Annotated in this window: 12 protein-coding genes and 1 pseudogene; 2 read left to right on the top strand and 11 right to left on the bottom strand. The window is 68.5% G+C overall.

What is annotated here, in order from left to right:
* Positions 1-244 precede the first annotated feature (244 nt).
* From ABOZ73_RS05200 to ABOZ73_RS05215, 4 genes are all read right to left on the bottom strand, one after another.
* A complete protein-coding gene (locus ABOZ73_RS05200) occupies positions 245-1,771 on the bottom strand; it encodes a SulP family inorganic anion transporter (RefSeq protein ID WP_369061283.1) in 1,527 nt (508 codons plus the stop codon).
* Positions 1,768-2,463: a carbonic anhydrase gene (locus tag ABOZ73_RS05205; RefSeq protein ID WP_369061284.1), complete on the bottom strand. Its 696-nt coding sequence runs from the start codon at positions 2,461-2,463 to the stop codon at positions 1,768-1,770. Before ABOZ73_RS05205 ends, ABOZ73_RS05200 begins: the two co-directional genes overlap by 4 nt.
* 80 nt (positions 2,464-2,543) lie before the next feature.
* On the bottom strand, positions 2,544-3,869 hold the full coding sequence (locus ABOZ73_RS05210; protein ID WP_369061286.1) for an ATP-binding protein: 1,326 nt from the start codon (positions 3,867-3,869) through the stop codon (positions 2,544-2,546).
* Positions 3,866-4,573, bottom strand: a complete 708-nt coding sequence (locus ABOZ73_RS05215) for a response regulator transcription factor (RefSeq protein ID WP_369061288.1) — start codon at positions 4,571-4,573, stop codon at positions 3,866-3,868. The genes ABOZ73_RS05210 and ABOZ73_RS05215 overlap by 4 nt, the downstream gene beginning before the upstream one ends.
* A 312-nt stretch (positions 4,574-4,885) precedes the next feature.
* Between ABOZ73_RS05215 and hemF the strand changes: the two genes are divergently transcribed.
* Together hemF and ABOZ73_RS05225 are read left to right on the top strand one after the other, a co-directional pair.
* Positions 4,886-5,758 carry an oxygen-dependent coproporphyrinogen oxidase gene (gene hemF / locus ABOZ73_RS05220; protein WP_369061290.1) on the top strand — a complete coding sequence of 291 codons (873 nt, stop codon included), beginning with the start codon at positions 4,886-4,888 and terminating at the stop codon, positions 5,756-5,758.
* Positions 5,759-5,835: 77 nt separating this feature from the next.
* A complete protein-coding gene (locus ABOZ73_RS05225) occupies positions 5,836-6,543 on the top strand; it encodes an FkbM family methyltransferase (RefSeq protein ID WP_369061292.1) in 708 nt (235 codons plus the stop codon).
* 2 nt (positions 6,544-6,545) lie between these two features.
* Here ABOZ73_RS05225 and ABOZ73_RS05230 read toward each other — a convergent pair whose 3' ends face one another.
* From ABOZ73_RS05230 to ABOZ73_RS05260, 7 genes and pseudogenes are all read right to left on the bottom strand, one after another.
* A complete protein-coding gene (locus tag ABOZ73_RS05230; RefSeq protein WP_369061294.1) occupies positions 6,546-7,382 on the bottom strand; it encodes an alpha/beta hydrolase in 837 nt (278 codons plus the stop codon).
* Positions 7,379-8,068, bottom strand: a complete 690-nt coding sequence (locus tag ABOZ73_RS05235; protein ID WP_369061296.1) for a hypothetical protein — start codon at positions 8,066-8,068, stop codon at positions 7,379-7,381. Before ABOZ73_RS05235 ends, ABOZ73_RS05230 begins: the two co-directional genes overlap by 4 nt.
* 78 nt (positions 8,069-8,146) lie before the next feature.
* Entirely contained in the window at positions 8,147-8,788 is a 642-nt protein-coding gene (locus tag ABOZ73_RS05240; protein WP_369061298.1) for an Isoquinoline 1-oxidoreductase subunit, read from the bottom strand.
* 64 nt (positions 8,789-8,852) lie between these two features.
* Positions 8,853-10,073 carry a CCA tRNA nucleotidyltransferase gene (locus ABOZ73_RS05245; protein ID WP_369062487.1) on the bottom strand — a complete coding sequence of 407 codons (1,221 nt, stop codon included), beginning with the start codon at positions 10,071-10,073 and terminating at the stop codon, positions 8,853-8,855.
* Positions 10,074-10,154: 81 nt separating this feature from the next.
* Entirely contained in the window at positions 10,155-10,883 is a 729-nt protein-coding gene (locus ABOZ73_RS05250) for a CoA pyrophosphatase (protein ID WP_369062488.1), read from the bottom strand.
* Positions 10,866-11,357, bottom strand: a pseudogene (locus ABOZ73_RS05255) (DUF1285 domain-containing protein); the annotation flags it as partial. The gene ABOZ73_RS05250 and the pseudogene ABOZ73_RS05255, both read right to left, overlap by 18 nt.
* Before the next feature lie 29 nt (positions 11,358-11,386).
* Entirely contained in the window at positions 11,387-11,920 is a 534-nt protein-coding gene (locus tag ABOZ73_RS05260; protein WP_369061300.1) for a GNAT family N-acetyltransferase, read from the bottom strand.
* Between the last annotated feature and the right edge of the window lie 12 nt (positions 11,921-11,932).

The following is an 11,932-nucleotide window of genomic DNA, read 5'->3' on the forward strand; positions in this document are numbered from 1 at the left end:
TTCACGGGCTAGGCCCGTCTAGAAAGCAGTCCCTCCCGCGCACGCAGCCCTGGAGGCTACGAAGACCGGATCGACGCCGAGCTGGGACTTGCCAGCGTCTAGGATGGCCGCGAGGGGTCGGCCACCCACCTCGACCTGGAGCAGGTCGAGGCCGCCCTCGACGTCCCCAAAGGAACGCCAGCGCGCGGGAGGGGTGGCGACACACCCGGGGATGCGCATCGCCACCAACGGCTGCAGGGTCGGCTTACGCCGGCACCAATCGCCGCAACTTTTCGTTCGCGCCCGTCAACTCGACCTTCACGCCCGCGTCGCGGTTGCGCTGAAGCCAGTCGTTCAGCATCTCGGCGCAGGTGTGGTCGATGTGAGCCAGGCGCTCCAGGTTGATGCGCACGGCGCCGCGGGCCGGCGTGGATTCCAGGGCCGCCGACAGCTTGGGCAGTGACACGAAGGTGGCCGTGCCGTTCAGCGCCAGCGAGCTGGTCTCCTCATCCGTGCTTTGCTCGATCTTGAGCTTGGCGCGGCGGATGTGCGGGATCAGCTCGACCAGCGACAGGACCAGGCCCACGATCACGCCGGTCAGCAGATCCGTCGCCACCACCATGATCAGGGTGCCCGCCCAGATGGCGGCGGGCATCGGACCATACTGGTGCAGCAGGTGACGCACGTGCTTCAGGCTGATCAGACGGAAGCCGGTGACCACCAGGATGGCCGCCAGGGCCGCCATGGGGATCTGACGCAGCAGCCACGGAGCCAGGGCGACGAGACCAAGAATCCACACGCCATGCAGGATGGCGGACAGACGGGTCGCCGCGCCGGCCTGAACGTTGGCCGAGCTGCGCACGATCACGCCGGTCATCGGCAGGGCGCCGGCGAAACCGCAGAGCATGTTGCCGATGCCCTGAGCCCGCAGCTCCTTGTCGTACTTGGTGCGAACGCCGTCATGCATCCGGTCCACGGCCGCCGCCGACAGCAGCGTTTCAGCGCTGGCGATGAAGGCGATGGCGATGGCCAGGGTGATGATCGTCGGGTTGAAGAACATCGACAGGGCGTCGCCGCTCGGCGGGACCACCGCGGCGACGATCGACGCGGGCACTTCCACGCGGGTGACGCTGAGCGAAAGACCAGCCGCCAGGAAGGTGCCGGCGAGAACCGCGATCAAGGCGCCCGGAACAAGGCGCAGGGCCTTGGGACGGAACTTCTCCCAGCCCAGCATGGCCAGGATGGAGAAGACGCCGACCAGGGCGGCCTGCTGAACGCCGGCGCCGCCGGCGCCGAGACCCAGCACGCGGCCCGGCGCGGCCACGAGGTTCTCGACGCCGTTCGCCAGAGGCTTGGCGTCGAAGAGCACGTGGAACTGGCCGGCGACGATCAGCACGCCGATGCCGGCGAGCATGCCGTGCACCACCGCGGGCGAGATCGCGCGGAACCAGCCGCCCAGACGCAAAACGCCCGCCAGGATCTGGATGGCGCCGGCCATGATCAGCACCGGCCCCAGGGCCGACAGGCCATGGTCGCGGATCAGTTCGAAAACGATGACCGCCAGGCCGGCGGCCGGGCCGCTGACCTGCAGCGGCGAGCCCGCCAGGGCGCCGACGACGATGCCGCCGATGATGCCCGTGATCAGGCCCTTCTCGGGCGGAGCGCCCGAGGCGATCGCGATGCCCATGCACAGCGGCATGGCCACAAGGAAGACGACGATCGAAGCCGTGAAGTCGCGCACGATCGTGCGCGACCCGGCTCCGGTCGACGAGGTCGCCGCAGCGGTTGTCATTGGGCGGCGACCATCAGTTCGACATCGGCGGCGCGGCGGACTTCGTGGGCCAGGGCGACCGGCATCGGCTCGCCTTCACGGACCATCTGGAAGCGGCCGGTTTCGCCGTTCAGCGCCTGGACCGTGCCAGCGTGAATGTCGAAGAACCAGCCGTGCAGCGCCAGGTGACCCTGGGCGATGGCGGTGGCGACCGATGGGTGAGTACGCAGGTGCGCGATCTGGGCGACCACGTTCTCCATGGCGACCGCACGCTCGAACTCTGGCCCTTCCAGGGTCGGATAGCAGTCGCAGGCGACCTTGTGGGCGGCTTGCGAGTGACGCAGCCAGGCGGCCACGTTCGGCACGTGCTTCAGGACGTCTTCCTTGCCGAGCGCTTTCATGGCGCCGCAGTCGGAGTGGCCGCAGACGATGATGTCGCGGACGCCCAGGACGACCACGGCGTACTCGACGGTGGACGAGACGCCGCCGTTCATGGTGGCGAACGGAGGAACGATGTTGCCGGCGTTGCGGCAGACGAAGAGATCGCCCGGCTGCGCCTGCATGATGTGCTCAGGAACGACGCGCGAGTCCGCGCACGAGATCATCAGCGCCTTGGGGCTCTGCCCATCGGTGGCGAGACGGGCGTAGAGATCGCTCTGAGCGGAGAAAACGCGGTCCTTGAAATCCAGGACCCTGCCAATGAGGTCATTCACGCCGATTGCTCCTTAGGAAATTCCTATTGGAGCAAAGGTAGCGGCCGTATTTTGCTGCAGAGCGGCGCGCTTGTAAGGAATTATTGCTGCAGTGCGACCGGAAGATGAATCTGGGCGCTGAGCCCGCCCTCAGGTCGATTGACCAGCCGCAACCCCCCGTTCTCACGGGTCAGGATCTGATCGACGATGGCTAGGCCCAGCCCGAAGCCCTGGGTGTCGCGCGGACGTGCGGGGTCCAGCCGGCCGAAGGGCTGGCGCACTCTTTCCAGATCCTCGGGCGGAATGCCCGGACCGTGATCCTCGACGGCGATAATGATCAAACCGTCCTCGCGGCCGACCTTCACCTGGATGGGGCCGGCGCCGTAATGGCGGGCGTTGTCGATCAGGTTATTCAGGGCCCGCGTCAGGGCTATGGGCCGGACAATGGCGTCGGCGTGCTTGTCGCCGCTGTAGCTCGCCTTCACCCCGCGATCCTGAAGATCGTCCACGGCGCTGGCGGCCAGGACCGCCACGTCCGTGCGGATGCGCGGCTCCGGATCCTCGGCCCCGCTGAGATAGGCGAGAAGCGACGAGACCATGGAGCTCATCTCCTGGATGTCGCGCTCCACCTCCCGCTGGATCTTCTTGTCGCTGATGGCGTCGACGCGCAGGGCCAGGCGCGCCAGGGGCGTGCGCAGGTCGTGGCTGACCGCCACCAGGGCCTGGGTGCGGTCGGAGATCAGCCGGTCGATGCGCAGTTGCATGTCGTTGAAAGCGCGAACCACCCGACGGACTTCGCCAGGCCCCTCCTCGCGCAGGACCGAGCGGCCGCCTCGACCGATCTGCTCGGCGGCCAGGGCCAGGCTGCGCATGGGGCTCAACGTCTTGTGCAGCATGAAGCCGGCCAGCAGCGCCAGGATCAGCGCCGGTGCCAGGGCGGAGGTCATCCGCGCCAGGGACAAGCGGTTGCTGGTGATCACGCCCGCCGCCTTGAACTCCAGCCAGCTTCCGTCCTCCAGGCGGATGTCGCCCTGCACCCAGCCGTGATTGCCCGGCTTGATGTGGGTGCGCAGCGACGCCTGACCGAGCTCCGGCTCCCACGCGATGATCTGTTCGTCGATGCGCGGCAGGGCGGCGGTGTCGGGACGCGGCGGTTCGATCTTCGACGGCAGCCAGCGGATCTGGAAGCGGCTGCTGGACAGCTCCTTGGACAGAAGCGCCCGGCCCTCCAGCGGCTGGTCGGACATCAGCCGGTGGGCCACCACCAGGTGCTCGCCGACGCGGTGGGCGTGTTCGGCGCGCGTGGTGACGTTGCTGGCCCGCTCATAGACCAGCGTGCTCATGCAGAACTCGACCCCAAGGGCCAGCAGCAGAATGGCGAAGATCCTGGCCGCCAGACCGAACTTGCCGTGGTCGAGCCAGCTCACCCCTGGGTGACTTCGGTGTTGAACATGTAGCCGACGCCCCGGATCGTGATGATCGGCGCGGTGCTGCCCTCGATGGACAGCTTGCGGCGCAGGCGGCTGACCAGGACATCGACGCTGCGGTCGGAGGTGTCGCCCAGCCGCGTGCGCGACAGTTCGATCAGGCGCTCGCGGGCGATGATCCGCTGCGGGTTCTCGAGGAAGCTGGCCAGCAGGTCGAATTCCGCCCCGGTCAGGCTGACATAGGCGCCCGTGGGCGAGAACAGCTCGCGGCGCGAGATGCTGACCGTCCAGCCGTCGAACTGCATACGCTCCTCGCCGCCGGTCTTGCGCGCCACCGGGTAGCCGCGACGAAGCACGGCGCGGATGCGGGCGACCAGTTCGCGGGTGCTGAAGGGTTTGACCAGATAGTCATCCGCCCCGACCTCCAGCCCGACCACGCGGTCGGTCTCGGTGCCCCGCGCGCTGATGAAGATGATCGGAATGTCGTGGTCCTGGCGCAGCTGGCGGCACAGGTCGATGCCGTTGCCGCCCGGCAGCATGATGTCGAGCAGGATCAGGTCGGCGGGACCGTCCTTGAGCGCCGCCCACATTTCGCCGCCCGATCCGACGGGCAGCACCCGGTAGCCGTTCTGCTGGAGAACCCGGCTGGTGATCGTCCGCAGGGCGGGATCGTCCTCAACGAGCAGAATTTTCGGGGCGGGCATGAATCAACGAACGGGGGAACGGGACAACAGCGCGACCTAGGAACCCCTACCGCCAAGGTCAACGACGCCAAACGTCGCTGTTCTCTGGAAAAGGCGGAACGGCTGCCTGGGCAACACTTCCTTACAAAGCCGGCGGAGAGAACGCCCTGGGTCGCGCCGCGTCAACCACCCGCAACCCCGCCTCGCGCGGCGGTCGAAATTCCCCGACGGATCACCTCAAGCCGCAACAGCGGTCGATTTCATGTTGCGCTTACCCATGACGCACGGCTTTTAGGCGCGGTTTCATCACCTCGCGTCCCTTCGGCGGCTCCCTTGACCGACACCCAGCTTCTCGACACCCGCAAGACCCAGGCCCGGCAGTGGTTCGAATCCCTGCGCGACCGTATCTGCGCCGAGTTCGAGCGACTGGAGGAAGAAGCCCCCGCCGCCCTCTATCCGGGCGAGGCCGGCCGCTTCGAGAAGAAGCACTGGGACCGTGAAGCCGGCGGCGGCGGCGTGATGTCGATGATGCACGGCCGCCTGTTCGAGAAGGTGGGGGTGCACACCTCCGTCGTGTTCGGGGCCTTCACGCCCGAGATGGCCAAGACCATCCCCGGCGCCGCCGAGGATCCCCGCTTCTTCGCCACCGGCGTCAGCCTGATCGCGCACATGATCAATCCGCGCGTGCCGGCGGTCCACATGAACACCCGTTTCATCGCCACGACCAAGCATTGGTTCGGCGGCGGCGCGGACCTGACTCCGCTGCTGGAGACCCAGCGCAGCCAGGAAGCCGACGACGCGGTGGCCTTCCACGCCGCCATGCAGCGCGCCTGCGACGCGCACCACCCGGACTGGCACGCCAAGTACAAGGCCTGGTGCGACGAGTACTTCTTCCTGCCGCACCGGAACGAGCCGCGCGGGGTCGGCGGCATCTTCTACGACCACCACGACAGCGGCGACTGGGAGAAGGACTTCGCCTTCACCCGCGACGTGGGCGAGGCGTTCCTGGACATCTATCCGAAGATCGTCCGCCACCGCATGGACGAGCCGTGGACCGACGCCGACCGGGAGGAGCAGCTGATCCGCCGCGGCCGCTATGTCGAGTTCAACCTGCTCTACGACCGCGGGACCATGTTCGGCCTGAAGACCGGCGGCAACGTCAACTCGATCCTCAGCTCCATGCCGCCGATGGTGAAGTGGCCCTAGGGGCCGTCGTGACACCCTGACGGCGGCGCTCTAGGCTCCAGAATCGCCAAGGTCGGGGGACACGGATGCCATTCTCAATGACGCAGCTGCAGACGCTGCCGGCGCGTGACTATCTGCGCTTCCTCGGCGACGACGCGCTCAAGGTCACCTACTCGCAGCTGGGCGAGGACGCCATCGTCCACCACCTGCTGATCCACAAGGTCCGGAAGCTCGAAGGCGGCTTCTACGTCGATGTCGGCGCCTATCATCCGCGATCGCTGTCGAACACGAAGTTCCTCAACATCCTCGGCTGGCGCGGACTGAACATCGATGCGAGCGAGGCGGCGATCGCCGCGTTCCAGCAGGAACGGCCCAACGACATCAACGTCTGCTCCGGCGTCGCGCTGGAGGATGGCGAGCTCGCCTACTACAAGTTCGGCGGCGTGGCGGCGGCCAACACCCTTTCCAGGGAGACCGCCGAGCGCTGGCAACAGGAACAGGGCTGGACCCTGACCGAAACGGTCATGATTCCGGTGCGCCCGCTGAACGCCATCCTGAATGAGCATCTGCCGGCCGGTCAGGAAATCGACTACATGAATGTCGATATCGAGGGCCTGGACAACGCGGTCATCGAGACGTTCGACTTCGACAAGTTTCGCCCGAAGATCATCTCCATCGAGCTGCACGGCGCCGATCTCTCGGCGCCGAAGGAGACCCCCGCCGTCGCGCATCTGCTGGCGCAGGGCTACGTGCTGGCCTCGATCAACCTGATCACCTTCATCTTCGTCGATGGGCGCCTGGGCTGACCTCAGGTCCAGCTCGGCGTCCCGCCCAGCAGGAAGGTCCGCGCATAGGCGATGGCCTTGGCCTGGGTCGGCTTGATCGTCCCGCTCACGTCGCTGGGCGGGAAGTAGTCGCCGTGATCGAACTTCTGCGTCTTGGGAATTTGCACGCCGAAGGCCGTGGGCGCGCCGGCCCAATGCGCGCCATGCCAGCCTAGCGCGCCGTTTCCGGCGGCGTCTTCATCGCCGAAGAACAGGTCGCCGGCCCAGTCGCCCAGGCGGTAGGCGATGCGCAGCACGTTGTCCTTCTTCGACGCCAGCCAGGTCAGACGTTCGGCGTTGCGAACGGCGGCGGCGTAGGGCCGCTCCAGACAGTCGTCGTCGGTGGCGGGCGCGGCCAGGCAGACCCGCACCAGCCGTCGCCGCAGATACGCGGCGGCCTCCAGCGTCAGGCGGCCGCCCAGGCTGTGCGAGAAGAACGAGAAGCCCTGCGCGCCCTTGAGCACCGCGTCGGCGTAACTCGCCACGGCCTGTCCGCCACGCACGGCGTCCTGCCACTCGACCGGATAGTTGATGGCCGGAATCCAGTAGTCGCCGGGCCACAGCACGCCCATGAAGACGTGATCCGCCGGCAGGGCCAGCGCTCTCTCCAGCTTGGCGAGGGAGCGTACGCCCTTCTCGTAGGAGACGTTGAAGCCGTGGACGGCGAACAGCACCGTCCGCCCCTGCACCAGTTCGGCGGCGGCGCGGTTGTCGATGGCTCGCAGCATGGGCTTCGGCCCCATGCCGTCGCCCGACAGGACGTAGGGTTCGACCAGCGCGCCGCCCACCGCCCCCTGGCGCATGTTGAGATAGAGGGTCACAGGGACCGCACGGCCTTGGTCGCCTTGGCCCCCGCCGACAGGGCCGAGATCAAGTCCTTGGCCACCGGCGCGATCGGCACGGCGAACAGCCCGGCCAGCACCGCCACCCAGAAGTTCTTGTCGGCGATCAGCGCCGGAAGGCTCCAGACCGAGTTCAGGATCGGCCAGGAGATGGCGGCCAGGGCCACGGCGAAGACCCCCGCCACCAGTCGCGCCCTACTGCGATAGGCCTGGTCCGCCATGTCGAACGCCGCGTCCAGCCGCGCCTGGACCACCGCCTCGACCCGGCCGAGCAGAGTGATGTCGGCCGCCGTCAGTTCCTTGCCCGCCGCGATCTTGGCGGCCACGGCGGAGAGGGCGGCAGCGTCGACATTGCCGATAGCCGCCAGTTCCTCGGCCGTGCCCGAGGTCAGGCCCAGCCGCAGCAGCGAGCGGATCATCGCCTTCTGCTCACCCACCGGCCGACCGTTGACCCAATGAGCCCGGATCACCGTCAACCAGTCCGGCCCGACGGCCGCGGCCAGCGTCGCGCCGAACCGCGCGGTCGCCGTCTTCACATGGCCGAAACCCATGGTCCCGATGCCGGTGAAAGGCAGCGCCTTCAGCGCGTCCACCAGCCCGACGGCCGCAAGGCCAAGCCCGCCCGTCGCCGCAATCGCGGCGATCACCACGTCCAGATATTCCACAGCGCCCTCCCCGACCAATGTTCGGGGAGATTAGATCGCGATCCACGTCAGGGTTGTAACAACGCCGTTATCCCCGCATCAGGCGGGGCAGGCGGCGCCCGTGTCGATCCAGGCCTTGATCAGTTCGCCGAAGCGCTTCTGGTCGCCGGGCGCCGGCTCCCGCCCCACTCCGGGGTTCCAGCCCCAGCCGACTAGGTGATCCTCCGCCATGTGGTGATGCAGTTCGGCCAGGGTCTTGCCGCCATTGCGCGACGGGTCCTTGATCTGCGCGCAGATCTGGCCGAGCGAGCGCCCCTGCCAGGCCATTTCCTGCGGGGCCAGGGCCCACTTCGGATCGCCCGGAACGCTGCGGATAGTCTCGCCCATGGCCGGCACGTTCTTGGCGTGGTGACAGGACAGGCACGGCAGGCCGGGGACGCCATGTCCCGCCTCGCCGGCCCGCATCGGCGGGTTGTGCGCCTTCATCATCATCCCCTGGGTCGGGGTGCGGTCGGCGGGGTGGCAGTTCAGGCAGCGCGGATGCTGGATCACCTTGCCCGCCTCGACGAACAGGGCCTGGGACCTTGCTCGCGTGTCGGAAATGGCGGCGAAGGCGCTGACCGGCTTCAGCGTCTGGGGTGCGCTGGCCGTCTTCGGCGCGGCGGCCTGGCCGGTCGTCAGGGCGACGGCCCCGGTAAGGGCGACGACGCCCGCCAGCATCAGGATGGAATGTGCGCGCATGGGACCTGCCTCCACGCCGCACAACGGCGCAGGTCCCCCTGAAGTTGCCTCAGTAGGCCAGGCCCTAGTAGGCGAGCCCCTGAGCCACCGCCTTCAGCCGTTCGATGGCGGAGAACTTGTCCTCCAGGAAATCCTGGTCGACCCACCAGGTCTCGACCTCCCTGCGCACCTGGCCGACCAGCGGCCCCTTTGGCACGCCCGCCGACAGGATCTCGTCGCCGCTGATCGGGAACGGCGGCGGGGTCCAGGTCTCGGCCAGGGCCAGCAGCCCGCGCCATTGCGGCGTCACGGCCGAACGGTCGGCGGCGGCCCAGGCCAGCTTGATACGGTCGGCGAAAGCGTTCTGGCCCAGGGCGTAGACCGTCCGCCGCGCCTCGCGCGGGCTCATCCAGCTTACGATGCGCGGCTCCTCGCCGGCGGCGGCCTGCAGGCGGCCCTTCTGGGCGTTGGACAGGCGCAGGCGGTCGGCAAGGGCGCCGGCGGCCGCTTCATCTCCACCGGCCAGGGCGGCGAGGCGCAGGTCGGCGTCACAGGTGAACAGCTGCTCGGTCTCCACCGTGATCAGCCCCTCGAACCGGGACAGGTCGCCCGCCTCCGGCAGGATGACGCCCAGCACGCCGCAGGCGGCCATAAGGCGGACCGCGACCCGGGGATCATCGGCGGCCAGCAGCTTCAGCAGTTCCTTGGCGATCCGCTCGGCCGAACAACTGGCCACCATGTCCTTGGCCGCGCCGCAGGCCGCCAGGGCCGCCGCATCCGCCTCGCCCCGCCCGTACCAGGCGAAGAAGCGGAAGAAGCGCAGGATGCGCAGATAGTCTTCCTCGATCCGCGTGGCCGGCTCGCCGACGAAGACGATACGCCCAGCTTTGGCGTCGGCCACGCCCTCGCCCGTCGGGTCGAAGATCGCGCCTGTGATGTCGGCATAGAGGGCGTTGAGGCGAAAATCCCGCCGCGCCGCGTCCTGCGCCCAGTCGTCGGTGAAGGCGACCACCGCATGGCGGCCGTCGGTCTCCACGTCATGGCGCAGGGTGGTGATCTCGAACGGCCGGCTGTTGCTGATCGCCGTGACCGTGCCGTGCTCGATGCCCGTGGGGATGGCGCGCAGGCCGGCAACCTCGATCGCCGCGATGGTCTGCTCCGGCAGCAAGGACGTGGCGATGTCGATGTCGTCGACCGGGCGGTTCAGCAGGGTGTTGCGCACGCAGCCGCCGACAAACCGCGCACAACCCGCGCCACCCGCCGCTTCCAGGGCCTTCATCACCGCCTGGGTGGCCGGATCGCTCATCCACGGCTGCACGCCGATGCTGTCGGTCACGCTACGCTCCCTCGCTTTTGCGGCAACCTAGCACCCTGCCCCGGCGGAAGCTCAATCCTCGCCGTAAAGCCTTTGCCACAGGGCGCGCAGCATTCCGGCCGTCGCGCCCCAGATCAGCCGCTCGCCCCACGGCATGGCGTAGAACCAGCGCTTACCGCCGTCCGGCATTTCGTAGGACCGCCGATGGTGATTGGACGGATCCATCAGGAAGTCGAAGGGCGTCTCGAAGACGTCCGCCACCTCCGCCGCGCTGGCCGTCAGGGTGAAGCCGGGCTTGATGAACCCCACCACCGGGATGACGTGATAGCCGGTGCCGGTGCGATAGGGCGTCGACAGCCCGGCCAGGTGGACCAGGGCGGGGTTGAGGGCGATCTCTTCGTCCGCCTCGCGCAGGGCGGCGTCCCAAGGGGTCTCGCCCGGGTCCATGCGCCCGCCCGGAAAGCCGATCTGGCCCGCGTGGTTGCGCAGGGTGTCGGCCCGGCGGGTCAGGATCACCGTCAGCCCCTCCGGCCGCTCCACCAAGGGAATCAGCACCGCCGCCTCGCGCAGTTTCACCGGCTCCAGGCTCTTCAGGTCCGGATTGAGATCGAAGTCGGAGCGGAAGCCGCCGCCGGCCTCGGGATCGAAACTGCTCAGGGTGTCCAGGCGGCTGGTGATGAAGCTCCGCTGCTCGGCGGCCATGAAAGGCGCGCTCATGCGGTCGGCCCCACCGGAAACCAGACGCCGTTCGAACTCGACGCAGAAGCGGCGGCCTTCCGCCGTGTCCCGCTCCACCGCCATCTCGACCAGCTCATAGAAGACCGGCCGGGCGATCAGGGCCTCCAGCCCCCGACGGACATGCAGGTAAGGCCGGGGCTCGCCCGTCGCCTCGTCCATCTCCACGCGGATGGCGTTGTCCGGTCCCGCCTCGACCTCATCGCCGACATTGGTCTGGAAGCGCAGGGTCTCGCCCACGCGATCGACGCGCACGGCGATGAACGGGGCGTCCTCCACCTCAATCCGCATCTTCTCCACCGGGGTGACCAGATGAAAGCCGTCGGGATCCTTGCGCAGGACGGTGGAGAACAGCCGCACCAGGGCCTCGCGGCCGATAGGCGTGCCCTCGTGGAACCAGACCCCATCCCTGGCGATGCGGATGTCGATGTCGCCGCAATGCTCGGGATGCCACAGATGCACCGGCGGCAAGCCGCGCGCGCCCGCGGATTTCGCCGCCTCGGCCACGCCGTCCAGTCCGGTCTTCTGTGATTGGGTCATCGGACCTTCAGTTAGGCCCGTTCAGGCGATCAGGAAAGCGGCGCCGAGGCCGGATCGATCACGACGTCGCCCGACAGCCCGTCCGTCCCGCCATCGCGCAGCGAACGCACAAGCAAGCGGCGCGCCTCCACCGGACCGGGCAGGCGGATGCCGGCCGGGGCCTGGACGAAGCCGAGCTTGGCGAAGAACGGCGGATGCCCCACCAGCAGCACCGCAGGCCAGCCCGACCGCGCCGCCGCCTCGCAGGCCGCGGCGACCAGGGCCTGGCCCAGGCCTTCGCCCTGGCGCGCCGGGTCCACGGCCAGAGGACCGAGGAAGGCGCAGGGCGCGCCGCCGATCAGTACCGGCCACAGGCGCACCGAACCGACGATCTCGCCGTCCGAACGGGCGGCAAGGCACAGGTCGGCCAGGGGAAGATTGCCTTCGCGCAGGCGCTCGGACGTCTTCACGAAGCGGCCCGGGCCAAAGGCGCGGTCCAGCAGCTTCTCGATGGGCGCGGCGTCGGCCGGCGTCTCCAGGGAGATTTCGTAAGCGGCGTCGAGGGAAGCGGTGTTGACGGTCATCGGCCTTGGGCG

The organism is Caulobacter sp. 73W (genome assembly GCF_041021955.1).
Lineage (GTDB): Bacteria > Pseudomonadota > Alphaproteobacteria > Caulobacterales > Caulobacteraceae > Caulobacter.